This is a genomic window from Aquabacterium fontiphilum (assembly GCF_009909205.1).
Lineage (GTDB): Bacteria > Pseudomonadota > Gammaproteobacteria > Burkholderiales > Burkholderiaceae_C > Aquabacterium > Aquabacterium fontiphilum.
Genome location: NZ_JAAAPN010000001.1, coordinates 122,229 through 146,273, shown reverse-complemented (window position 1 = coordinate 146,273; position 24,045 = coordinate 122,229). Strand labels below are relative to the sequence as shown.

Genomic DNA, 24,045 nt, shown 5'->3' with positions numbered 1-24,045 from the left:
CGGCGGGACCCGACCCCAGATCGGCAGCACCCGAGGCCCACAGCGATCATGTTGTTGCAATCCGTTCGACCCAACATCGTCCAAGCCATCCGCGCCTACCGCCCGGAAGATTTGCAACAGGCGGCCAACGCGGCCGGGCAGCACTTCCTGTACACCAACCTCAAGGGCGCCAGGACCAAGCAGGATGTGCTGGACGTCATCGCACGCGACTTCCTCTTCCCGGATCACTTCGGCAAGAACCTCGATGCCCTGTACGACTGCATGACCGACCTGGTGCACAAGTCGGGCCCACAGCCTGGCTTCGTCGTCGTGCTGGAGCTGATCCCGGGCGGCACCGAGTTCGACCGCGAGTCGCGCGAGCAGTTGCTTGACGCCTTCCGCGACGCGGCCGATTTCTGGTCCGAGCGCAAAGTGCCCTTCCGCGTGTTCTATTCCATGGCCCTGTCGGGCAAGGAATCGGCAGGCAACTGGGACAAGGCCGACGTGGCCCAGAACGACGCCACCGTCAAGCCGGTGAAGGTGTCGAAGAACGCCGTGCAGCCCATCGTGATGAACCTGCCGCCGATGAGCAGCGTGTTCGACACCGGCGCCCTGCTGGCCGCGGCCTGAGTCCTGCGGCCCGGCCCGACCCGGCCGCCCTCGCTCGCCGCCGAAACCGCCCGCCCATGCGGGCGGTTTCGCTTTTCAGCGGCGCGCCCAGGCGCGCCAGGCGTCGAGTTGCCGGGCCAGGCTCGGCGTCTGTCGGCTGAGGTAGCCCGGCGCCACTGCCTCGGGCGAGGCCGGGTCGATCCCCAGTTCGCGCAGCCCGGGGAGCGTGCCGCCCAGCACATTGGCTACCTTCATTGAGTCGAGGTTGTCAGCCGACATCAGCGGCTCGCCTGGCAGGCAGGCCATCACCGCCGCCTGGATGCGCCCGACCGCCATGGGCACCGGCACCACCGGACGTGCGCAGCCCGCCAACCGCCCGGCCAGGCGTACGAGGTCGGCCAGCGTCATCACCACCGGCCCGCCCAACTCGTAGGTCGAACCGGCCAGCGTCGGGTCCATTACGCCCCGCACGACGGCACGGGCCACGTCTTCTACCCACACCGGCTGGAAGCGCGCGTCGGCCCCGGCCAGCGGCATCACGGGCGCCAGGCGCTGCAGCCCGGCAAACAGGTTGAGGAAGCGGTCGTGCTCGCCAAAGATCACGCTGGGCCGCAGGATCACGCAAGGCACACCCGAGGCGCGCAACACCGCCTCGCCCTGGGCCTTGGTGCGCAAATAGTTGGACGGGGCTTGCGCGGCTTGCTCGGGCACGCCCAGCGCACTGACGTGGACGATGCGGGCCACGCCGGCCTGCCGGCAGGCCGCGGCAAGCCGCTGCGGCAGCGTCACATGCGCCTGCTCGAAGGCCTGCGGGCTGCCATGCAGGATGGCAATGAGGTTGACGACCACATCGGCCCCACGCAGCACGGCCGCCAGATCGGCGTCCTGGTGCACATCGGCCTGCACCACGTCGACCTGCGGCAGGGGAAACAGGTGCTTGCCCCGCTCGCGTCGGCGAGACGGCACGACGATGCGCGCGCCCCCCAGGCGGCCGTCGGCCTGCAGCTGCTCACACACGGACCGGCCCACGAAGCCGGTTCCACCCAGCACGACGATGCGTTTCATGACAGCTCGCTCCTTGACTGCTCAACCGGAACTCAGGGCAGATCGCGGGACTCGGCCGGCGCCGTGGTGGCGCGCGGCCCGATGGTGGGCCCCAGCCTGTTTGTAATCGACAGGCTGTGGCCGTGCAAGAGCTGGCCGTAGACCACGGCGTTGGCCAGCACCTTCTTCACGTAGTCCCGCGTTTCGGTAAAGGGCACGTTCTCAACCCAGGCCGCCGCCTCCATCGTGGGGCCCTCACGCCAGCGGCGCGGGCGCCCCGGCCCCGCGTTGTAAGCCGCCGCGGCCAGGGCCTGCGCGCCCTGGAAGTCGTCCAGCACCAGCTTCAGGTAACCCGCACCCAGACGCAAGTTGGTGTCCGGATCGGTGATGCGGTCCGGCGTGTAGGGAATGCCCAGCTTGCGCGCCGTCCACGTCGCCGTCGCGGGCATGACCTGCATCAGGCCCGAGGCCCCCACCTGCGAGCGTGCGGTGGGCATGAAGCGTGACTCCTGGCGGATCAAACCGAACATGTAGGCCGGATCCAGCCCCACGTCACGGGCCGCGCGCAACACATCGGCACGGAAAGGTGTGGGGTAACGCTGATTGAGGTCGAACTCGGCGCGCGTGCGGTCGCTGGTGTTGATGCAGCGGTCCCAGATGGCGCGCGTGCAGGCGGCATCGGCCACGGCCAACAGCTCCCGGTCGTTGAAGCCACCCGGGCGCGCGTGGCCGATGGTGAAGTTCCACTCCCGCACGGCTTCGATCCGCCAGCCCAGTGCAAACAAGCGCAAGGCGCGGTCGACCCCGGGGTGGGAGGCAGCCCAACTGCGCTCCAGTTCGGTCAGCGGCGCAGCCGCCGCCACCGGCGGGTGCGGGCGACGGTGCAGGGTTTCGTGTGCGAGTTGGCCGTAGAAGCTGAACGGATCCACCGTGCGCGCCAACAGGGCGCGGGCCTGTGCGCGTTGCGCCTCGCCACCTGGACCGGCCGGTGCACGGGCGAGCATGGCGCGCGCCTTCCAGTACATCCAGGCGCCGTCGCGTTGCAGGCTCTCGGGCATGGCATCAATGGCCTGCTCGACGAGCGCCCAGCGAGCCGGCTCACCTGTCACGGCCGAACGCAGGCCGGCGCGGGCCATCCATTGCAGCGTATCGGTCGACCACGCCGCCGCCGCATGACCGCCCTGTGGGCGCCACTCGCCCGTCGATACGGCCAGCGCCAGGTCGGTCAGCGCGCGCTCGAAATGGGCCGGCGCCTCGGGCAGGAAGCGCCAGGCCGAATGCCGGCCCAGGTGAGCCCAGGCCCAGGCCGCCTCTTCGCTGCGCCACTGCCAGCGCTGCCGGGCAGCCGGATCCTGCATGGCCTGCGCGGCGGCGGCCGGGTCGCTGGTGGCCCAGCGGATGAAGGCCAGCAGGCTCATGGGCCCGCGCCATGCGGGCTGCACCTCGGGCACAGGGGGCGGCGCCGCGCGGCGCTTGGCCTGCTGGCGCGGCGTGCCCCGCTCGGGCGCAGGGCCGACAGCGGCGCCGGGCGTGCGAGCGCCCCCGCCAGCGCCGCCTGCCGCTGCGGTGCCGCCGCCCGCCATCAAAAAGGCCTGCGGCGCATCCATCAACCGCGCCACCACGGTGGGCGCTGAGCCACCCAGCAACCGCGCCGTCTGCTCGATGCCCCTTGGGCGGTTGGTCTCCACCATCAAACGCAGCTTGCGCCAGACATCGTCCTGCGTGAACACGCCGGCTGCCACCATCCGCCGCGCCAATGCGTCGCACCCTGCGTCTGCGTCGCGCTGCGCCAGCCAGGCATCGCGGGCCTGGCCGCGCCAGTCGCCTTGTGTATCCGACACCGCACGCGTCTCATAGCGCGCCAGCCACCCCAGGCACGTGACCTCGCGGTCGTCGTTCATCCGAAAGGCCGGCTGGATGCGCAAAAAGGTCTGCCAGTCCTGCCGCCGCCCCAGCTCCAGCAGCCAGTCATTGCGCGCCCGGTCAGCCACGTAGCTGTCGGGCCAGCGGGCGAGGAACGCGTCCACCTCGTCGGGCGTGGCCTGAGACAGGCGTTGCACCACGGCCCAGTAGTCGGCCCACGGCGCCAGCGGGTGGCCCGCCTGCAGCAGTTGCTCACGCGCGGCAAGCAGACGCACGCGGTCGCCGGTGCGGAAGGCCTCGCGGGCCACGCTGATCGCTGCGTCGGCCTCGGGCATCGCCTGCGCCGCAGCGGGCAAACCGAAGGCCATGGCGGCGCAAGTCAACCCCGCACCCGCGATGGCGCGGCGCACCCGGCCCGCCAGGCGGGGCGCATACACTGATCCCAGAGTCATCTTGTGTCCGTTTGCTGTTGGTGTGTGCCATGCCCCCTTCGCCTGCTCCCGATTCCGATCGCACCAGCCTGCGTCGCGCGCTGCTGGCTGCACGCAAGACCTGGTGGGCCAGCGAGGCCGCCGCCGCGGCGCATGACGCGCTCGCGCAGCGGCTGTGGGACGCGCTGGTGCAACTCGAGCCGACGTGCCTGGGGGTGTACTGGGCACTTCCAGGGGAATTTAACCCGAACTCCCTGGCCCTGAAGGCCCAACGGACGTTGGGCTGCACGCTTGCCCTGCCCACGTCGCAGAAAAACCCACCGGCCATGCATTACCGCCTGTGGGACGGGCAGCCGCCGCGGGCCACCGACGACCACGGCATCGCCTGCGCCGACGGGCGCGAAGTTCGGCCCGACGTGCTGTTGGTGCCATGCGTGGGCCACACCGCGGGGGCCATCCGCCTGGGTTATGGCGGCGGCTACTTCGATCGCTACCTCGCCGCCCATCCCGAGGCCGTCGCGATCGGTCTGAGCTGGGAAATCGGGCTGCTGCCGGCGGACCAGCTGGTCGCCCAAGCGCATGACGTGCCGCTGATGGCGGTGATCACCGAACGCAACACTTGGAGCAGTTAACGCACCCCGTGTTTCGGGGGGAATTAAGGTGAACCCTATCGCCCATCGGGTGGAGGAAGTAGAACATGGCGTAGACAAGGCCTCAGTGCCGTGTATTTGATCGAATCACCAGCCATTTCAGCCTTCAAGGAAGAACCGATGACATTCACCAAGCTCGCCAGCGCCGTTGCGCTGTTCGCAGCGGCCGGTGTGGCCTCTGCGGCCAACCAGCCCTTCACGGCCACCAACGCCACCGTGACGCTGAACCCGTCCGCCATCTCGTCGACCGGCTACTCGGTCGCCGCGACGGGCGGCTCGACGTTGAGCGGCAACAACCTGACCATCGCCGTCGAGTCGGTCAGCCTGGACGCCAGCCCCGGCCCGATCGACATCAACTTCGCCCAGACCGCCGGCATCCGCCTGACCAAGACGCTGAACCCGACCGTCACGCTGAGCGACTTCACCTTCGACGTGGGCACCAACACCCTGTACGGTGATCTGCTGGTGGGCTCGACCCTGCTGCCCCTGCTGAACCTGAACGACCAGTCGCTGCTGACCGCCACCAATGTGTCCAGCAGCTTCGGCGGCGTGGCCGGCACCAACGTGACCAGCTCGGGCACCACCCGCACCCTGGGCCTGGACGCCTCGGGCTTCGTGCTGTCGCAAGGTTTCCGCGACTACCTGACGGCCGCCGAACTGAACCCCGACGACTACACCTACATCGCTGACCTGATCGGCTCGATCAAGATCGGCACCGTGTCGGTGACGCCGGCCATCCCCGAGCCCTCGACCTACGCGCTGATGGGCATCGGCCTGATCGGCCTGGCCCTGGCCAAGCGCCGCCGCCAAGCCTGATCGCCGCAGGCTTCGGCCTGCCGCGTCGGCTCAAAAGCCCGCCTTGTGCGGGCTTTTTTGTGGCCTGAACGCGCCAGCCCATACGTGGCGACGCCTCAGGGGCAGCAACTCCGGCACGTCGTCCATCGGCGCTGGCTCTCAGGCGGCCTGGCGCATCCGCTGGGCGGTGTGGACCAGCAGAGGCACGAAGTCGTGAGCCGCTTGCAGCGCCTGGGCCAGTTCGGCCGGGTCTTTCACATACTCGTGGATCATGCGGTTGCGCAGCTTGCGCACCACCAGCCATTCATCCACCGAGGCCAGCCAGCCAAAGCGCTCAGCCTTGTTGAGGTTGTCGAGCGCCGGGCCCACGGATTCGGCTTTGGCCTGCAGCAAGGCGGGCAGCAGTTTGTCGGCCACGGTGTCTTGCAGCCGCCCGAACCGCGCCACAAACGCATCCACGCGCTCGGCCAAGTCAATGTCGTAGCGGAGCCGTCGCACCCGGTCCGCATCCATGGGCTCTTGAAACAGGCGCTGATCGGTTTGCTGCAGGTGCTCCACCTCCAAGGCCACGATGTCACGCAGGAAGGCCAGGCGCTCGTCGCTCACAGCACCACACCTTCCTGGCGGGCCACGGTGTGCACCGGCTGATGGGTGGTGGACGGGTCCACCAGCACGACATCCACCTTGCGGTCGCCCAGGCGGCGCTCCAGCCGTGCGGCCACTCGGGCGGCGGTCAGGGCGCGGTTGTTCAGCACATGGGGCGTTTCGATGTAGAGGTCGATGTCGCCGCCCCGTGCCTGATCATCCAGGCGCGAGCCAAATAGGCGCACCTCCACGTCGGGCCCAAGCTGCTGCTGGGCCACGTCCTTGATGACTTGAATCAGGTCGGCGTGCAAGCGCATGACTTCATTCTGACCGAAACCCGCGTTAGGCGCCACGCTGTGCTGGGTTCAAGCCAAAGCGCGGGGCCGATCACCCTCCCAGCTCGGGCACATCGCTCATCGGAAAAAAGCCCGACGGGAAATGCTGCTTGAGCTCGGCACGGCGCTCGGCAAAGGCGGCATAGTCGCGCGCCACATCGGCCAGATCGGGGGTGATGCGCACCAGGTAACCGTTCGGCATGGACTCGACCAGGAAGCCCGCAGCCTGCAGAACCGGGACGTCCACATGCTGAGCCATGCCCTCACCGAAATACATGGCCCAGGCGGCATTGAGAAACTGAGGGTTGTCGTAACTCCCGAGGGAGCCCGCGTGGAAATAAACGGCCTCGAGCTGTCGGTCGGCCAGTTCCGTGGGGGTGAAATGGTGCAGCATGGCCAACTGGGGCGGACAGATTTCACACCACTGCTTGAACAAGGCCAGCCAATCCACCTCAGGATGGGGGGCGGCCCTGAGGTTCAAGCGCCCAGGAATCACCTCTCCCCTCAGATTGACGAAGCCGTGGCAGAGGTACGCCAGGCAGGCGATGCGCTTGCGACGCTTCCAGGCGAAATCGTTCTGCAACAGAACGACATCATTGCCATGTCCGGCCACCGGGTGCTGCGCATTCCAGAGGCGCTCAGCCATGGCCTCATCCGTCAGCGGCTCGCGACAGTCGTCCGGGTTGTTCGACACGTAATGCGGTGTCAGAAGCGGGTGGGCCGCCACCTGAGCATCCAGCAACTGTCGGCCCACCGACCACGCGGAGGTGTCCCGGTGGGTGTAAAGGGCCATCACTATTTTGGGCTTCTTGCTCATGTGTCCGACGTCAGGTCTCTGGTGGTTGCGTTGAGGCAGGCCATGCAGGCGCCCATTGCCCAAGATTGTGTCGCGCAACGATGGCCACCGGCGCGATGATCCGTCGCACGCCACGACTCGGCATCAGGCCGCCGGGGGCGGCGGGCGGGCGCCTCGATGCGGCCGAGGCGCGCAGGCATGGGCTGGGCCGAGCTTCGCGGGCGAAGATCGGTCTCGTGATCTGACTGGCCGGGGATGTTCGAGCGGAGCGACAGCGCAGCGAGTTCCACGGCCCCAGCCCATGGCGAGCACCGCAGGGAAGCCCTGCGCCAGCAGGGCCCGCATCGTGAAGCCCGCCCGCCGCCCCCGGCGGCCTGATGCCCGCGACCCACACAAAGCAGCAGAGACCCCAAAAAACCAAAAGCCTCCCGAAGGAGGCTCTTGGTGCGGTGATGCGCGAGCGCTCAGCCGATCAGATCAGCCAATCAGAAGCGCCAGCCGATGCCCAGGCCGATCAGCAGCGGATCGACCTTGACCTTGCCCAGCTTCTCGCCTTCGAGCTTCAGGTCGGTGCGGATCTGCACCTTCTTGACATCCAGGTTCAGGTACATGCCCTTGCTGATTTCGTAGTCCACACCGGCTTGCAGAGCCAGACCGACGCTGTTCTTCTTGATCGTGAAGCCGTCGGGCAGGTCCACATTCGAGAAGCGGGTGTAGTTCAGGCCGGCGCCGACATAGGGCTTGAAGCCGTTGACCTGATCAAAGTGGTACTGCAGGCTCAGCACGGGGGGCAGGTGCTTGAGGGTGCCGATCTTGCCACCGTGGGCCGACGAACGCACGTCTTGCTTTTGCGGGTAGGTCAGGATCAGCTCGGCCGCAATGTTGGGGGTGAAGAAGTAGCTGATGTCCACTTCCGGCAGCCACTTGTTGTTGATGCTCACGTCGGTGATGTCGACGGTGTCCTTGTTGGCAGCATCCAGATGGACGGCACGGGCACGCACCAGCCACTGACCGTCAGCGGTCTGGGCGACGGCGGGCGTCAGGGTGGTGGCGGCCAGGGCCAGCGCAGCGGCGATGCGAACAGCGGTGTGGGTCATGATGGTGTCCTTCTTGATGAACCAGAAACCTGCGACCCCGCCCGGGGCCGCGATGGATTCATTTCAACAATCACCACCCCTGCCCGACTTGTGCTGCATCAAGTCGCAACCGCCTGAAAACGCTGCCGGGGTCTCACAGCCGCCCCGTCTTTGCGCCAGATCAGATGCAACAAGGTGAAACGATGCGGCCACGCAACACGGTGGCTGCGCGGCGGGCGTTCACCAGCCCAGGCGCTCGCAGATGGCCTTGACGGCCGTGGCCTGGTTCATCGAATAGAAGTGCAGGCCGGGCACGCCGGCGCAGCGCAATTGGTCGCACAGGTCGACCACCACATCGAGCCCAAAGGCCTGGATGGAGGCCTTGTCATCGCCAAAGCCTTCCAGGCGGGTGCGGATCCATCGCGGGATCTCGGCACCGCAGGCATCCGAGAAGCGCAGCAACTGGCTGGCATTGGTGATGGGCATGATGCCCGGGACCACGGGGATGGTGGCACCGGCCTTCTCGGCGTCGTCCACAAAGCGGAAGTAGGCGTCGGTGTTGTAGAAGTACTGGGTGATGGCCACGTCGGCCCCGGCCTTCACCTTGGTGACGTAGGCCTGCAAATCTGCCTGCGGGTTGCGGGCCTGGGGGTGCATCTCGGGGTAGGCGCCCACCTCGATGTGGAAGTGGCTGCCCGTTTCTTCGCGGATGAAGGCCACCAGCTCGCTGGCGTACTTGAACTCGCCAAAGCCACCGTAGCCACTGGGCAGGTCGCCACGCAGTGCCACGATGCGCGTGATGCCTTCGGCCTTGAACTGGGCCAGCTGCTCGCGCACGCTGGCCTTGCTCGCGCCAATGCACGAAAAGTGGGGGGCCGCATCGCAGCCTTCGGCCAGGATGGCGCGCACGGTCTGGATGGTGCCGTCTTGCGTGGAGCCGCCAGCTCCGTAGGTGACCGAGCAGTACTCGGGCTTGAGCGGGTAGAGCTGCTGGCGCACCGCCGCGAGCTTGTCCACGCCCTCGGGCGTCTTGGGCGGGAAGAACTCGAAGCTGATGGGCAGGCGCTGCTGCGTGGGGTCAACGGTGGTCATGAGATCACGCTTGCTCGGGCGCCAGCGGCGACTGCGCCCAGATGAAGAATTCCAGGTTGCCGTCGCCACCGGCAATCGGGCTGGCAAAGCCCTTGTGCACCTTCCAGCCCAGATCGGTACACGCGCGGCGCACCATGTCGCGGGCACGTGCGTGCTGGGCCGGGTCTTTGACGACGCCGCCCTTGCCTACATGCTCTTTGCCCACCTCGAACTGCGGCTTGATCAGCATGACCACCTGGCCGCCCGGCTTCAGCCAGGGGCCCAGGCCGGGCACGATCTTGGACAGCGCGATGAAGGACAGGTCGGCCACGATCAGATCGAAACCCTCGGCCGGCGCCTGCTCACGCAGTGCGCTGCCGTCCAGCTCACGGGCGTTGAGGTTCTCCAGGCACACCACGCGCGCATCGGCCTTGAGTTTGTCGTGCAACTGGCCATGGCCCACGTCCACGCCCACCACGCGGGCCGCGCCCTGAGCGAGCAGCACATCGGTGAAGCCACCCGTGCTTTGGCCCACGTCCAGGCAGGTCATGCCCGCCGGGCTCAGGCCGATGTGCGCCAGGGCGCCCTCCAGCTTGAGCCCCGCACGCGACACCCAGCGCAGCTCATCGTCGTTGGTGACGCGCAGCTGCGCGTCCTCCGGCAGGTCTTCACCCGCCTTGCGCAGCGTGGTCCAGCCCTTGGGGCCCAGCCACTGTGCGGCGCCTGCGTCCACCAGGCGGTGGGCGGCAGAGCGGGTGGGCGCATGCCCATGTTGAACGAGAAGCTGGTCAGCGCGTGGCATGCAATTCCTAACAATGGGCCGCAGGGGCGAGATCAATACCTGTAAGTGTCAGGCTTATAGGGGCCTTGCTTGGGCACACCGATGTAGGCCGCCTGCTCGTCCGTCAGCTCGGTCAGCTGGGCGTTCAGCGTGGTCAGCTGCAGGCGGGCCACCTTCTCATCCAGGTGCTTGGGCAGCACGTACACCTTGCCGATGTCGTAGGCATCTTGGTGGGCGTACAGCTCGATCTGGGCGATGGTCTGGTTGGCGAAGCTCGACGACATCACGTAGCTGGGGTGGCCGGTGGCGCAACCCAGGTTCACCAGGCGGCCCTTGGCCAGCAGGATGATGCGCTTGCCATCCGGGAAGATGACATGGTCGACCTGCGGCTTGATCTCTTCCCACTGGCACTGGCTTTCCAGCTCGGCCACGTCGATCTCGTTGTCGAAGTGACCGATGTTGCACACGATGGCCTGGTCCTTCATGGCCTGCATGTGCTTGTAGGTGATCACGCTCTTGTTGCCGGTGGCGGTCACGAAGATGTCGGCCTTGTCGGCAGCCCAGTCCATGGTCACCACGCGGAAGCCCTCCATCGCGGCCTGCAGGGCGTTGATGGGGTCGATCTCGGTCACCCACACCTGGGCGCTCAGGGCGCGCAGGGCCTGAGCCGACCCCTTGCCCACGTCGCCGTAGCCGCACACCACGGCCACCTTGCCGGCCACCATCACGTCGGTGGCGCGCTTGATGCCGTCCACCAGCGATTCGCGGCAACCGTATAGGTTGTCGAACTTGCTCTTGGTGACCGAGTCGTTCACGTTGATGGCGCGGAACATCAGGGTGCCCTTGGCGCTCATTTCATTGAGGCGGTGCACACCGGTGGTGGTCTCTTCGGTCACGCCGATGATCTCGGCGCTCTTGCGGCTGTACCACGTGGGGTCTTGCGCCAGCTTGGCCCTGATGGCGGCAAACACGATGCGCTCTTCTTCGCTGCCGGGCTTGTCCAGCACGCCGATGTCGCGCTCGGCGGCCTTGCCCAGGTGCATCAGCATGGTGGCGTCGCCGCCATCGTCCAGGATCATGTTGGGGCCTTCGCCCGGGGTGCCCTTGGCGCCAAACTCGAAAATGCGGTGGGTGTAGTCCCAGTACTCTTCCAGCGATTCGCCCTTGTAGGCAAACACCGGGGTGCCGGTGGCCACCAGCGCCGCCGCGGCATGGTCTTGGGTGGAGTAAATGTTGCACGAGGCCCAGCGCACCTCGGCGCCCAGCGCCTGCAGGGTTTCGACCAGCACGGCCGTCTGGATGGTCATGTGCAGCGAGCCGGTGATGCGCGCGCCTTTGAGCGGCTGGCTGGCGGCGTATTCCTTGCGGATGGCCATCAGCGCGGGCATCTCGCTCTCGGCGATCTTGATTTCCTTGCGGCCCCAGTCGGCCAGCGACAAATCGGCGACAACGTACTGGTCTGAGGCCAGTGGCTTGAGAACAGCGTTCATGACAGAGCTCCTAAAGCAGTTTCAGAAGCCGCGGTGCGCGCCCGGGAACACGAGAAATGGATACAGCTCACCCAGCGGGACACATGCGGGTGAGCGCCGTTGCAAGAGGGAGAACACCTTCGAGCCTGGGGCCACGCCGGGCGCAATGGTTTGCGCGGGGGCCTTGCAACGCTCCTCGAAAGCTGGAGAGGATTATAGGGCGACCGCTCAGGCAGCGGAAGCAAGGATCACACGGTTGCGGCCGGCTTCCTTGCCGCGGTACAGCGCCTGATCGGCCCGTGCCAGCGCCTGCTCCACGCCTTCGCCCGGGCGCAGCACACTGACGCCAAAGGTCATGGTGACGGCCAGCGCGCCGGCCCGCGGGCCCGCTTCCAGTCGCTGAACGGCCTCACGCAGCCGATCGGCCACCTGCTCGGCCTCGGCCACCTCGGTGCCAGGCAAGAGCACCAGAAACTCTTCGCCACCCCAGCGGGCCACATGGTCGATCTCGCGTACGCCTTCGCGCAGCGCCTGCGCGACCGCGCGCAGCACAGCGTCGCCTGCATCGTGGCCATGCTGGTCGTTGATGCGCTTGAAGTGGTCGATGTCGCACAGCAGCAGGGCCAGCGGCCGGCCGCCGCGCTCGAACACCGCCGCCTCGTGTTGCGCCACCTCCATCGCGAAGCGGCGGTTGCGCAACTGGGTCAGTGGATCAGTGCAGGCCTGCAGGCGCAACTGGTGTTCGGCCATGAGCACCAGACGCTGGTAGAAGAAGGCCAGAAAGCCGAGGATGGCCAGCGTGGCGACCAGGTTGAAATAGTAGAGAAAGGCCTCAAGCGCCTGAGGCACAGCCACCACCGGCGCTCGCCCGCGCAAATACACGTCCGCCGCAATCAGCAACGCGCCGATCATCACGGCCAGCAGCGTCTTGACCCGCAGCGTCCACATCGTGCTGAGCATGAGCACGGGAATCGTGAGGACCATGTAGTAATGGAAGCCGGTGTCCCAGCCGATGACAAAAGCCGCCAGCAGGGCATGGCCCAGGATCTCGACGCCCATGAAGAACAGCGCCGGATCGGGGCGGTGGCGCTTGACCAGCCAGAACGTCCACGCGTACAGCGCCACGCTGCCGACGTTGACCCAGGCCAGCAAGGTGACGCCCGCCCAGAGCATCAAGCCGATGAAGACAAGGTGTGCCAGACCGGCGATTGCGGCAATCGCCAGCATCATCCTCTGAAACACGTCTGGCCGCCATGGCATGGCAACCAGCCCATCACGGGTGTCCACGGAAACATCCATCCTTCACACTGCAACAGACCGGTACTTCGTCTGTCAGCGCAAGAACTTGAGGCCGGCGGCCTCTCGGTCGCCGGCCTTCCGTGGCGGCTGAACGGTTCAGACGAGACGGCGGCGTGCGACGCCGGCCACCGTGGCCAGGCCGGCCAGCAGCAGGGCCAGGCTCTCGGGCTCGGGCACCGGCGTCACGGGGCTGCCCGAGACGGTGACCATGTCGAAGCGCCAGGTGCCCGTGCCAGCATAGTTGCCGCCGGCGGCCGAAGCCTGGTATTGCGACGTGCCGGGGGCGAACGTGCTCACGATGCGAAACGCGAAGCTGGCGTTGTTGGCCACACCAGCCACGCCGGACAGGTCGACCGTGCGGCCATTGAACCAGGTGTCGCCGGCCGCCCCGGTGAAGGTGGCGAAGTCGATGAACTGCACGCCGTCGAGGCTGTACTGGAACAACTCGTGACGGGCGCTGGTGTTGCTGTGGCGCAGGTCGTAGCTTACCGAGATGGTGTCATAGCCCAGCGTGCTGACGGCAAACTGCACGCCGCGGGTTTTGTCGCCCATGCCTTGGGCGGCGTAGCCGGTGGTCTGCCAACCGGAGTTGTCGGTCGCGGCGGGGTCGGACGAGCCGCCGTTGGCCGTGCCGCTGGCAAACGAGCCGGTGACGCCCAGCAGGCTGGCGGTGCCCACGCCGGCGCTCGGCACGGTCACGCCGGTGCTGGTGCTGCCGTCGGCAGGCTGCGAGTTGAAGTTCCACTGGGTGATGACGTCGGCCTGGGCGGCGCCGGTCAGGACGATGCCGGCCATCAGGGCGGCGGTGCGAACGGATGCGAATGCGGACATGGGTACCTCTCGGGACGGTCGGAACAAAATCGCGGCCTGCTGACGGGCCGCTGGTGAGCGATGGTGCGCCGCGGTGGTGAACCGGCGATGACGCCGCCCCCCTGCCATCCGCACCACCGCCGCCCGACCTGCGAGAATCACGGGTTTGCCGCGCGCATTTCTTCACCGTTCCCGAGAGCCCGCCCCGTGAGCCACGCCGCCGAAACCCGCCGCCGCCGCACCTTTGCGATCATTTCCCACCCCGACGCCGGTAAAACGACGTTGACGGAAAAGCTGCTGCTGTTCTCTGGCGCCATCCACATCGCGGGCGCCGTGAAGGGCCGCAAGGCATCGCGCCACGCCACGTCGGACTGGATGGAGATCGAGAAGCAGCGCGGCATCTCGGTGGCGTCATCGGTCATGCAGATGCTCTACCGCGAGCACGTGGTCAACCTGCTGGACACGCCGGGCCACAAGGACTTCTCGGAAGACACCTACCGCGTGCTGACCGCGGTGGACTCGGCCCTGATGGTGATCGACGCGGCCAACGGCGTGGAAGCCCAGACCAAGCGCCTGATCGAGGTCTGCCGCCAGCGCGACACGCCCATCATCACGTTTGTGAACAAGATGGACCGCGAGGGGCGCGACCCGCTGGAGCTGCTCGACGAGGTCGAACAGGAACTGGGCATGCCCTGCGTGCCCATGACCTGGCCAGTCGGCCAGGGCAAGGCCTTTGGCGGCATCGTCAACCTGCGCACGCGCGCCATGCGCCTGTTCGATGCGGGCGGCGACAAGCGCAGCGACGAGTACGAAGAGGTCTCGCTGGACGAGCGCGACAAGCTGCACGCGCGCTTTGGCCACGACTGGGAGCTGGCCGAAGCCAACATGGAGCTGATGGCCGAAGCCGCTCCCGCCTTCGACATCGAACAGTTCCTGGCGGCCAAGCAGACGCCGGTGTTCTTCGGCTCGGCCGTGAACAACTTCGGTGTGCAGGAGGTGCTGGACGCCCTGGTCGACCTGGCCCCCTCGCCCCGGCCCCGCTTCAGCACCGAGAAGGATGGCAGCAAGAAAGAGATCGCCCCCGAGATGGAGAACTTCTCGGGCGTGGTCTTCAAGGTGCAGGCCAACATGGACCCGTCTCACCGCGACCGCATCGCCTTCGTGCGCGTGTGCTCGGGCAAGTACACCCCGGGCATGAAGCTCAAGGTGCAACGCAGTGGCAAGGAGTTGCGCCCCACCTCGGTCGTGACCTTTCTGTCGCAGCGACGCGAGGCGGTGGACGAGGCCTTTGCCGGCGACATCATCGGCTTCACCACGCACGGCGGCGTGCAACTGGGCGACACCATCACCGACGGGATCAACCTGCAATACACCGGGCTGCCTTTCTTCGCGCCCGAGCTGTTCCAGACGGTGGAGCTGGCCAACCCGATGAAGAGCAAGCAGTTGCAGGCCGGCCTGATGCAGCTGGGTGAGGAGGGCGCCATCCAGGTCTTCCGCCCCGAGGTGGGCGGCGCCATGTTGCTGGGCGCCGTCGGCCAGCTGCAGTTCGAAGTGGTGCAGCACCGGCTCAAGGCCGAGTACGGTGTCGAGATCCGGCTGATGCCCTGCCGCTTCACCGGCGCGCGCTGGATCACGGCCGACACACCCGAGGCCATGAAGAAGTTCACCGACGAGAACGCCAGCAAGCTGGCACTCGACGCGGCCGACACGCTGGCCTACATGATCACCTCGGCGTATGACCTGCGTCTGACGGCCGAGCGCCACCCGCAGGTGCACTTCCACCCGCTGCGCGAGCATGCGGGGCTGAGCTTGTCGACGCAGTGATCAGGGCTGGGGCCGCCAGAACCGATCCAGGTTCTCGAAGCCCCAGGCCGTCGATGACTCGCGCGAGACGATCTGGTCAGCCGACTGCCCCATGTCGATCAACTCGGGCGTGATGGGCTCATTGGCCTTGGTGGAATAGAACACGCGCACCAGCGGCTGCAGCAACGAACCGCTGCCCTGCTCGACCACCACGGCCAGCCGGCCGGATTTGAGCTTGACCAGCGAGCCGGTGGGATAGATGCCAATGCTCTTGACAAAAGCCTGGAAGATGGCCTCGTCGAAATGGCCGTCCTTGGTCCATTGCGCCATCTTCTGAACCGACTCGGCGGGATCCCAACCGGCCTTGTACGGGCGGTTGGAGGTGATCGCGTCGTACACGTCGCACACCGCGCCCATCTTGGCAAACAGGCTGATCTCGTCACCCTTGAGGCCTTTGGGGTAGCCCTTGCCGTTGACCTTCTCGTGATGGTGCAGGCACACGTCCAGGGGAATAGGCCCCACCCCGCGTCCTTCCACCAGCATCTCGTAGCCGGCCTGGGGGTGGCGCTTCATGATGGCGAACTCTTCAGTGGTCAGCGCGCCGGGCTTGTTGAGCACCTCCAGCGGCATCTGCGCCTTACCCAGGTCATGCACCAGCCCCGCCAGACCCGCTTCCCGGGTGTCGGCCTCGCTGAGCCTGAGCTGCTTGGCCAGGGCCACCATAAGGGCGCACACGGCCACCGAGTGCATGTAGGTGTAATCGTCGCTCGTCTTCAGCCGCGCGAGGCTGACGATGGCGCCCGGGTTGCGGTCCACCGAGCGGGTGATGTCGTCAACCAGCGGCAGGCAGGTCTCAGCATCCACTGCCTTGCCCAGACGGGCGTCCTGGAACAACGACTTCATCGCCGTGCGCGATTGCGCGATCAGCCGCGTGGCGCGGACGACTTCCTGCTGGAAGCTGCAACTGGTCTCAAGGGGTGAGGCTTCGGCCAGATTGTCGAGCGGCGCCTCGGGCCCTTCTTCGGCGGGGACCTCGATGTCATCCATCAGCGCCGCATCGTCGGGCGACGCCGGCACGTCCAGCCCGCGCGCCGTGTCGATCACCACATGGCTGACAGCCAGCAGCTGCTCGACCTGTTTGGCATGTTCCACCCGGAACGACGACCGCCAGAACGGGTGCGCGAGCCAGGAGCCGCACACCTCGTGCACGTACATGCCGACACGCAGTTGCTGAGTGGAGATCTTTCTGAGCATGGTGAATGGGCGCCCCTGCGGCCACGCGCAACGGGACACAGTGCGGATGGTAGTGCGCCACGCGCGCCTCGGGTGCCGGAAATGGGCCCGGGATGCGACATTGTTGTCACGCTTGCCCGGGCTACAGATTCGCATCACTGACGCCGATATGCCACTTGGGAGGCGCCATCCGGGGACACATCGGGCGGCGCGGGACGCCGTGTCGCGGCTTCTGCGCGACAGGGCCTGTTTGTCACAGGATGGATTGCACCATGTTCCGTGAAATCGGTATTGCCGGTCGTTTATGGGCGGCCGTGATGGCCTTGATCGTGGCGATGCTGGGCATCGTGGCATTCGCTGCCTGGCGCTCAGTCACTCAGCAGGCCGCCGCAGGCGAGGCCATGGCGCGCAGCGACGCCAAGCTTCGCGCAGCCAACGAATGGGTGTTGGTGGCCAATACCGCCACGGCGAAGCTGGTGGCGGTCGGGCTGAGTCAGGAGCCGGCCGTCGCGGAGCACCTGCTGCCGGAGGTCAAAGGAGCCACCCAGCGCGTGGAGCAGATCCTCGCGGATCTGGCGCAGCATCCGATGTCGGCCGCCGATCAGGCGCAGCTGGACCAGATCGCTGCGGCACGCAAGGAGGTGCTAAACCTGAATCAGCAGATTCAGAGTTTGAAGGCCCAAGGCCGTGCTGCCGAAGCATCGTCGCTGGCCCTGCAGTCGCTCGTCCCGAAGGCCAGGGCTTATGGTGAGGCGATCCATGGTTTTGCTCGGATTCAGGACGAGGAGGCCGCACGCATCCGCGATCAGATTGCCGCCAGCCGCAAGGCGATCACCGGCACGGCCGCGCTGATGGTGCTGTGCGTGATGGTGGCCGTGGCGGTGGGCGCGCACTTCCTGATCCGGTCGATCAAGCAGCCGCTGGCAGAGGCCATTGAGGCCGCATCGCGGATCGCCAGTGGTGACCTGCGGGTGAACATCACCGCCCACCGCCAGGACGAACTCGGCCAACTGATGACCGCCATGCAGGGCATGGCGCAGTCCTTGTCGCGTCTGGTACAGGATGTCAGACAAAGCACCGAAGGCATCGCCACGGCCTCCGGCGAGATCGCCTCGGGCAACCAGGATCTGTCGAACCGCACCGAACAGGCCGCCTCCAGCCTGCAAGAAACGGCCTCGTCCATGGAGCAGCTCACCGGCACGGTAATGCAGTCGTCGCAGGCCGCCCAGCAGGCCAACGAGCTGGCCGGTGGTGCCAGCCAGGCGGCACGCCGTGGCGGCGAAGTGGTGGGCCAGGTGGTCAACACCATGCAGGACATCGCGGCCTCGTCGCGCAAGATCTCCGACATCATCGGCGTGATCGACGGCATCGCCTTCCAGACGAACATCCTCGCGCTCAACGCCGCGGTGGAGGCGGCACGCGCGGGCGAACAGGGCCGCGGTTTCGCGGTGGTGGCCTCCGAGGTGCGCTCGCTGGCACAGCGCTCGGCCAATGCCGCCCGCGAGATCAAAAGCCTGATCGTGGATTCCAGCGACAAGGTCGACGCGGGCGCCACCCTGGTGTCCCAGGCCGGTGAGGCCATGAACGACATCGAGCGGGCGATCGACCGCGTCACCGACATGATGCGCGACATCAGCGCCTCGGCCTCGGAGCAGAGCGACGGCATCCGCCAGGTCAACCAGGCCGTCACCCACCTCGATCAGATGACGCAGCAGAACGCCGCGCTGGTCGAGCAATCGGCGGCGGCAGCCGCCAGCATGCGCGAACAGGCCGAGCGACTCAGCCATGCAGTGAACGCGTTCCGTACCCTGTGAGCCGCAGGGGCGGCCAGACTGTGCGAAGGTATCGCCCATGTCTGCTGCCACGCCCAAACCCTTTGCGCCCGCCTGCGAGCGCAACCGCGATCCCATCCTGGCCGTCCTGCGCCCGCTGTTGACCGGTTGCCGCACCGTGCTTGAAATCGGCAGCGGCACAGGCCAGCACGCCGTCTACTTTGCCGCGCACCTACCGCATCTGCGCTGGCAGTGTTCCGACCGGGTCGAGCATCTGAGCGGCATCCAGGCCTGGCTGGACGAGGCCGCGTTGCCCAACACACCCGCGCCGCTTGCGCTGGACGTGGACCACGACAAGGGGTGGCCTGTGGCGGCGGCCGACGCGGTGTTCACCGCCAACACCCTGCACTACATGCCGGCCGCCTCGTCGCAACGGTTGCTGGCCCGGGCCGCACGGGCGCTCGCGCCCGGCGGCCTGCTGGTTGCCTACGGGCCCTTCAATGTCGAAGGCCGCTACACCAGCGAGAGCAACGCCGCCTTTGACACGTGGCTGCGCGCGCTCGACCCGCGCTTCGGCATCCGCGACATGGGCGCGCTCGATGCGGCCGCCGCACCACTGGGCCTCACCCGGGTGGGCCAGCACGCCATGCCGGCCCACAACTTCTGCCTGGTGTGGCAGAAGGGCTGATCCGCTTCGCGGATGCTGTTCTTACAGGCCAGCCGCTGCACGCAGCGCAGCTGCTTTGTCCGTGCGCTCCCAGGTGAACTCGGGCTCTTCGCGGCCGAAGTGGCCGTAGGCCGCTGTCTTCGAGTAGATCGGGCGCAGCAGGTCCAGCATCTGGATGATGCCCTTGGGGCGCAGGTCGAAGTGGGCCTTGACCAGTTCGGCGATCTGCGCGTCGGGGATGACGCCCGTGCCCTCGGTGTAGACCGTCACGTTCATCGGGTGGGCCACGCCGATGGCGTAGGCCACCTGCACCTGGCACTGACGCGCCAGGCCAGCGGCCACGACGTTCTTGGCCACGTAGCGGGCGGCGTAAGCAGCCGAACGGTCCACCTTGGTGGGGTCCTTGCCCGAGAAGGCGCCGCCGCCGTGCGGGCAGGCCCCGCCATAGGTGTCGACGATGATCTTGCGACCCGTCAGGCCGCAGTCACCTTGCGGGCCACCGATCACGAAACGCCCGGTCGGGTTGATCAGGTACTTCGTTTCCTTGAGCCAGTCCTTGGGCAGCACGGGCTTGATGATCTCTTCGATCACGGCCTCGATGAAGCTGTCCTTCATCTTGGTCGGCGTCTCGCTCTGGTCAGGGCTGTGCTGGGTCGACAGCACCACGGTGTCGATGCTGTGCGGCTTGCCGTCCACGTAGCGCATCGTGACCTGGCTCTTGGCGTCCGGGCGCAGGAAGGGCAGGCGGCCATCCTTGCGCAGCTGGGCCTGGCGCTCAACCAGGCGGTGCGCGTAGTAGATCGGCGCAGGCATGAGCTCGGGCGTCTCGTCGCAGGCGTAGCCAAACATCAGGCCCTGGTCGCCCGCGCCGATGTTGAGGTAGTCGTCCGAGGCGTGGTCCACGCCCTGGGCAATGTCGTTCGATTGCTTGTCATACGCCACCAGCACGGCACAGCCCTTGTGGTCGATGCCGTACTCGGTGTTGTCGTAACCGATGCGCTTGATGGTGTCGCGCGCGACCTGGATGTAGTCGACGTTGGCTTGCGTGGTGATCTCGCCGGCCAGCACGACAAGGCCGGTGTTGGTCAGCGTCTCGGCGGCCACGCGGCTGCGCGGGTCCTGTGTGAGGATGGCGTCGAGGATGGCGTCCGAGATCTGGTCGGCCACCTTGTCGGGATGGCCTTCGGAAACCGATTCAGAGGTGAAGAGGAAATCGTTGGACACGCTGTGTAACTCCAGAGTTGACATGAACCTCGGCGTCGCCGGGGCTGGAGAGTCATCACTCTGGGCAGCGGCGAACGCTTTAGCGGCATTTGTGAATCGCCCCGCAAGTTGTCCTGTTAACTCGGCGATCTCCACAGTGTAGCGAAATCGGGCCGCCGCTTCTGCGAAGATGCGGGCTTTGTCCCACTTTGTGGCGGGTTGCTGCCCCCGCCGTGCCGCTGCGGCGGCCCTGCCTTGATGACGAAACTGTTCTTCGCGCTGTCCCGCTGGCCCCTGGGGGTGCTGCACGCCCTGGGCTGGATCATGGGCTGGCTGACCTACGCACTGTCGCCCAGCTACCGTCGGCGGCTGCGCGCCCATGCCGGCCAGGCCGGGCTGTCGCGCTGGCAACGCTGGCAGGCTGTGGGCCAGGTCGGGCGCATGGTGGCCGAGCTGCCGCGGCTGTGGGCCCGACCGCGTGACGAAGCGCTGGGCGCCCGCGTGCAATGGCAGGGTGCCGAGGCGGTGGCACAGGCGCTGGCCGAAGAACGCGGCCTGCTGCTGCTGACGCCGCATACCGGTTGCTTCGAGGTGGTCGCACAGGCTTATGCCGAACGCTTCGGCGCCGAGGTGCCGTTGACGGCGCTGTACCGCCCGGCGCGCCAGCGCTGGCTGGCCGAGTTGATGCTGCACGCGCGCAACCGCCCCGGCATCCAGACCAGCCCCGCCACGCTGACGGGTGTACGCCACATGCTGCGCGCACTCAAGCGCGGCGAGACCGTGGGCATCCTGCCCGACCAGGTGCCGCCCGAAGGCATGGGCACCTGGGCGCCCTTCTTCGGGCGGCCGGCCTACACGATGACCATGGCCGGTAAGCTCGTGGCGCAGACGGGCTGCGCCGTGGTGCTGATGCGCGGCGAGCGGCTGAGCACGCTGGCACGCTGGCGGCGCGGGTGCGATTACGTGGTGCATGCCGAGCGCGTGGCGCCGCAGGATGAGGCCGTGCTGGCCGCCGGTGATGCGGCACAATCGGCGGCCACCATCAACCGCCTGATGGAACACGTGATCATGCAAGCACCCGAGCAGTACCTGTGGGGCTACAACCGCTATAAAGGCCCGCGCCCCGAAGCGCTGACTTCGGCCGACGTGGGCGGCCCCCCGCCCGGAGGGGCTGGATGAAGCACACCTTGCGCGAAGCCGGCATCCGCTTGGGCCTGGGGCTGCTGTGGCTGCTGCACTGGCTGCCGCTGCCCATGCTGGCCATGCTGGCGGCCGGCGTGAGCCGACTGCTGTACCGCGTGGCCGCCTCGCGCCGGCGCATTGCGCTGCGCAACCTCGAGCTGTGTTTTCCCGAGCAGCCGGTCGCCGAAAGGGAGGCGCTCGCACGCGCCCACTTCCGCTGGCTCACGCAAAGCCTGCTGGACCGCGCCGTGCTGTGGTGGGCACCGGCCTGGCGCCTGCGCCGCCTGATCCACGTGGAAGGTGACATCGGCCTGGCCGAACGACTGTGGCAGACCGAGCAGCGCCCGACGATGTGGCTGTGCCCGCATTTCGTCGCGCTCGACGTGGCCGGCGCTGCCATCCTGCTCAAGCAGCCCAGGCCTGGCGCCTCGATCTACCAACGCCAGAGCCACCCGCTGATGGACAGGCTGATGAAGCGCGGCCGGCTGCGCTTCGGCAACGCCGAAATCTTCCCGCGCCAGGATTCGGTCAAGCCACTCTTGCGCGCGATCAAGTCCGGGCGGGGCTTTTTCAACCTGCCTGACATGGATTTCGGCCTGCGTGACGCGGCCTTCGTGCCCTTCTTCGGTGTGCCCGCGGCCACCTTGCTGGCGCCCTCGCGCATGGCGCGCATGCTCGACATGGCCGTGCAACCGGTGATCGCCGAGATCCTGCCCCGCGGCCAGGGCTGGCGAGTGCGCTTCATGCCGCCGCTGGACGGGTTCCCGACCGAACATGCCGAGGCCGACACCGCCGCGATGAACCGCTTCATCGAGGCGCAGATCCGCCTGCAGCCCGCCCAGTACCTGTGGGTGCACAAGCGTTTCAAGACCCGACCGCCTGGCAGCCCGCGTCTGTACTGATTCAAGTTGGTGCGCCCCGCGCCGATACCACCGATGTGATGCCAACGGATGCCCCCGGGGTGCCGTTTGGCGAGCTATCGGAGTACATACGCATGAACTGGATCGTCTGGCTGAGGAATTTTTCCATCCGATCGCGGCTGCTGATCTGCATGGGCCTCGTCGTGGTGATCGGCACCATTGTGGGCGCGGGCATGAGCTGGCAGTTGCTGAACCTGCAACACGAATTCGACGCTTTCGCCGAGCAGGAATTCACGGCTACGCAACGCATGGCCCGCCTGGCTCAGAGCATGAGCGACCTGCGTGGCCACGAGCGCGCGGCCATCATCAACGCGGGCGACTCGGTCTCGGCCGAAGAAGAGTTCAAGGCGTGGCAGGCTGCGCTGACCACCAGCATGCAGCGCGCCGACGAACTGGCCAAGGCCGCCCCTTCTGACGACGTGCGCCAGGGCGCCCAGGCGCTGAAGGACACGCTCAAGTCCTACGGCGACAGCATGCGCCCGACGCTGGAGCTGGTGGCCTCGCTGGCGCTGGCGTCCGCGGCCGAGGCGTATCAATCCAGTGGCCCGGCCCGCGAGCACGCCGTCGCGGCCGAGGCGGCCACCGACAAACTCAACGACCGCGTCACCGAGCTGGCCGAAGCCCGCCGTGACAAGGCCAAGAGCGCCGTGACGCAGGCCATCGTGTCGCTGTGGGCGCTGCTGCTGTCGCCCGGCATCATTTTCCTGCCGCTCATGGGCCTGACCATCCTGTCCATCACCGGGCCGCTGCGCCGCGCTGAAGACATCACCCAGGCCATTGCGCACGGCGACCTGACCCGCGACATCGCCCCCCGCGGCCGCGACGAAATCGCCCGCCTGATGTCGTCGATGAAGACCATGCAGGACGGGTTGCGGGAAATGGTGGCCTCGGTGCGCGAATCGTCGGAAAGCATGCTGACGGCCAGCACCGAAATCGCCGCCGGCAACCAGGACCTGTCGAACCGCACCGAGCAGACGGCCTCGAACCTGCAGGCTGCGGCCTCGTCGATGGACCAGATCAGCAAGACGGTGGAGCACTCGGCCGATGCCGCCACCGAAGCCAATCGCCTGGCCGATACGGCCAGCAGCCAGGCGGCCAACGGTGGCGACGTGGTCGAAAGCGTCGTCTCGCAGATGGAGCAGATCAGCCAGGCCTCGCGCCAGATCTCCGACATCATCGGCGTGATCGACGGCATTGCTTTCCAGACCAACATCCTCGCGCTGAACGCGGCGGTGGAGGCCGCACGGGCGGGCGAGCAGGGTCGCGGCTTTGCCGTGGTGGCCGGCGAGGTGCGCTCGCTGGCCCAGCGCTCGGCCGAAGCCGCACGCGAGATCAAGGCGCTGATCGGCAAGTCGGTCGAACGCGTCGAGGTCGGCTCGCAGAAGGTGCGTGAGGCCGGCTCTGTGATGACCGAGATCGTCTCGTCCATCCAGCGTGTCACGCAGGCCATGGGCGAAATCGCCGAGGCCACGCGCCAGCAATCGGCCGGCATCGGGCAGGTCACGCATTCGGTGACCGAACTGGACCACATGACTCAGCAGAATGCCGCGCTGGTGGAGCAATCGGCCGCCGCTGCCGACAGCCTGCGCCAGCAGGCGCGCGACCTGGCCCAGGCCGTGCAGCGCTTCCGCCTCAGCTGAGCTGGCCTGAACCGGCCGGGGCCATCGCGCGG

Annotated in this window: 21 protein-coding genes, 1 pseudogene and 1 riboswitch; of the genes and pseudogenes, 9 read left to right on the top strand and 13 right to left on the bottom strand. The window is 67.2% G+C overall.

Annotation, left to right across the window (positions count from 1 at the left end):
• Positions 1-48: 48 nt before the first annotated feature.
• Positions 49-435 (top strand): annotated as a pseudogene (locus GTZ97_RS00635) (barstar family protein); the annotation flags it as partial.
• Between the two features lie 249 nt (positions 436-684).
• Here GTZ97_RS00635 and GTZ97_RS00630 read toward each other — a convergent pair.
• Together GTZ97_RS00630 and GTZ97_RS00625 are read right to left on the bottom strand one after the other, a co-directional pair.
• Positions 685-1,653, bottom strand: a complete 969-nt coding sequence (locus GTZ97_RS00630; RefSeq protein WP_161648570.1) for a complex I NDUFA9 subunit family protein — start codon at positions 1,651-1,653, stop codon at positions 685-687.
• 32 nt (positions 1,654-1,685) lie between these two features.
• The gene (locus tag GTZ97_RS00625) at positions 1,686-3,947 is read right to left on the bottom strand and encodes a lytic transglycosylase domain-containing protein (protein WP_161648569.1); all 2,262 of its coding nucleotides are present in this window, start codon (positions 3,945-3,947) and stop codon (positions 1,686-1,688) included.
• Between the two features lie 29 nt (positions 3,948-3,976).
• Between GTZ97_RS00625 and GTZ97_RS00620 the strand changes: the two genes are divergently transcribed.
• Both GTZ97_RS00620 and GTZ97_RS00615 read left to right on the top strand, forming a co-directional pair.
• On the top strand, positions 3,977-4,558 hold the full coding sequence (locus GTZ97_RS00620) for a 5-formyltetrahydrofolate cyclo-ligase (RefSeq protein ID WP_161648568.1): 582 nt from the start codon (positions 3,977-3,979) through the stop codon (positions 4,556-4,558).
• 138 nt (positions 4,559-4,696) lie between these two features.
• Complete coding sequence (locus GTZ97_RS00615) at positions 4,697-5,392, top strand: PEP-CTERM sorting domain-containing protein (RefSeq protein WP_161648567.1); 696 nt, start codon at positions 4,697-4,699, stop codon at positions 5,390-5,392.
• A gap of 138 nt (positions 5,393-5,530) precedes the next feature.
• Here GTZ97_RS00615 and GTZ97_RS00610 read toward each other — a convergent pair whose 3' ends face one another.
• From GTZ97_RS00610 to GTZ97_RS00570, 9 genes are all read right to left on the bottom strand, one after another.
• The gene (locus GTZ97_RS00610) at positions 5,531-5,977 is read right to left on the bottom strand and encodes a hypothetical protein (RefSeq protein ID WP_161648566.1); all 447 of its coding nucleotides are present in this window, start codon (positions 5,975-5,977) and stop codon (positions 5,531-5,533) included.
• Complete coding sequence (locus GTZ97_RS00605; protein ID WP_161648565.1) at positions 5,974-6,273, bottom strand: nucleotidyltransferase domain-containing protein; 300 nt, start codon at positions 6,271-6,273, stop codon at positions 5,974-5,976. The genes GTZ97_RS00610 and GTZ97_RS00605 overlap by 4 nt, the downstream gene beginning before the upstream one ends.
• 70 nt (positions 6,274-6,343) lie before the next feature.
• Entirely contained in the window at positions 6,344-7,108 is a 765-nt protein-coding gene (locus GTZ97_RS00600) for a hypothetical protein (protein WP_161648564.1), read from the bottom strand.
• Between the two features lie 464 nt (positions 7,109-7,572).
• Positions 7,573-8,184, bottom strand: coding sequence for an OmpW/AlkL family protein (locus GTZ97_RS00595; RefSeq protein ID WP_161648563.1), 612 nt, complete (start codon positions 8,182-8,184; stop codon positions 7,573-7,575).
• Positions 8,185-8,403: 219 nt separating this feature from the next.
• A complete protein-coding gene (gene metF, locus GTZ97_RS00590; protein ID WP_161648562.1) occupies positions 8,404-9,255 on the bottom strand; it encodes a methylenetetrahydrofolate reductase [NAD(P)H] in 852 nt (283 codons plus the stop codon).
• Positions 9,256-9,259: 4 nt separating this feature from the next.
• Entirely contained in the window at positions 9,260-10,036 is a 777-nt protein-coding gene (locus GTZ97_RS00585; protein WP_161648561.1) for a TlyA family RNA methyltransferase, read from the bottom strand.
• A 32-nt stretch (positions 10,037-10,068) separates the two neighbouring features.
• Entirely contained in the window at positions 10,069-11,505 is a 1,437-nt protein-coding gene (ahcY, locus tag GTZ97_RS00580; protein WP_161648560.1) for an adenosylhomocysteinase, read from the bottom strand.
• A gap of 84 nt (positions 11,506-11,589) precedes the next feature.
• Positions 11,590-11,688, bottom strand: a riboswitch (S-adenosyl-L-homocysteine riboswitch).
• Positions 11,689-11,712: 24 nt separating this feature from the next.
• Entirely contained in the window at positions 11,713-12,771 is a 1,059-nt protein-coding gene (locus tag GTZ97_RS16920; protein ID WP_161648559.1) for a GGDEF domain-containing protein, read from the bottom strand.
• Positions 12,772-12,879: 108 nt separating this feature from the next.
• Positions 12,880-13,614, bottom strand: coding sequence for a PEP-CTERM sorting domain-containing protein (locus tag GTZ97_RS00570; protein WP_161648558.1), 735 nt, complete (start codon positions 13,612-13,614; stop codon positions 12,880-12,882).
• Positions 13,615-13,800: 186 nt separating this feature from the next.
• On the opposite strand from GTZ97_RS00570, the gene GTZ97_RS00565 reads away from it, so the two are divergent.
• A complete protein-coding gene (locus GTZ97_RS00565) occupies positions 13,801-15,417 on the top strand; it encodes a peptide chain release factor 3 (protein ID WP_161648557.1) in 1,617 nt (538 codons plus the stop codon).
• Here GTZ97_RS00565 and GTZ97_RS00560 read toward each other — a convergent pair whose 3' ends face one another.
• Positions 15,418-16,650, bottom strand: coding sequence for an HD-GYP domain-containing protein (locus GTZ97_RS00560; RefSeq protein ID WP_161648556.1), 1,233 nt, complete (start codon positions 16,648-16,650; stop codon positions 15,418-15,420).
• A gap of 251 nt (positions 16,651-16,901) precedes the next feature.
• Between GTZ97_RS00560 and GTZ97_RS16915 the strand changes: the two genes are divergently transcribed.
• Entirely contained in the window at positions 16,902-18,443 is a 1,542-nt protein-coding gene (locus tag GTZ97_RS16915) for a methyl-accepting chemotaxis protein (RefSeq protein ID WP_161648555.1), read from the top strand.
• Between the two features lie 37 nt (positions 18,444-18,480).
• Complete coding sequence (locus GTZ97_RS00550; RefSeq protein ID WP_161648554.1) at positions 18,481-19,089, top strand: DUF938 domain-containing protein; 609 nt, start codon at positions 18,481-18,483, stop codon at positions 19,087-19,089.
• A 21-nt stretch (positions 19,090-19,110) separates the two neighbouring features.
• Here the strand turns inward: GTZ97_RS00550 and metK are convergent, their stop codons facing one another.
• Positions 19,111-20,292 carry a methionine adenosyltransferase gene (gene metK / locus GTZ97_RS00545; RefSeq protein ID WP_161648553.1) on the bottom strand — a complete coding sequence of 394 codons (1,182 nt, stop codon included), beginning with the start codon at positions 20,290-20,292 and terminating at the stop codon, positions 19,111-19,113.
• Between the two features lie 237 nt (positions 20,293-20,529).
• Between metK and GTZ97_RS00540 the strand changes: the two genes are divergently transcribed.
• The 3 genes from GTZ97_RS00540 to GTZ97_RS00530 all read left to right on the top strand — a co-directional run bounded on the left by GTZ97_RS00540 (position 20,530) and on the right by GTZ97_RS00530 (position 24,013).
• Complete coding sequence (locus GTZ97_RS00540) at positions 20,530-21,450, top strand: lysophospholipid acyltransferase family protein (protein ID WP_161648552.1); 921 nt, start codon at positions 20,530-20,532, stop codon at positions 21,448-21,450.
• The gene (locus GTZ97_RS00535; RefSeq protein ID WP_161648551.1) at positions 21,447-22,355 is read left to right on the top strand and encodes an LpxL/LpxP family acyltransferase; all 909 of its coding nucleotides are present in this window, start codon (positions 21,447-21,449) and stop codon (positions 22,353-22,355) included. Before GTZ97_RS00540 ends, GTZ97_RS00535 begins: the two co-directional genes overlap by 4 nt.
• A gap of 92 nt (positions 22,356-22,447) precedes the next feature.
• Positions 22,448-24,013 carry a methyl-accepting chemotaxis protein gene (locus tag GTZ97_RS00530; RefSeq protein WP_161648550.1) on the top strand — a complete coding sequence of 522 codons (1,566 nt, stop codon included), beginning with the start codon at positions 22,448-22,450 and terminating at the stop codon, positions 24,011-24,013.
• Positions 24,014-24,045: the final 32 nt, after the last annotated feature.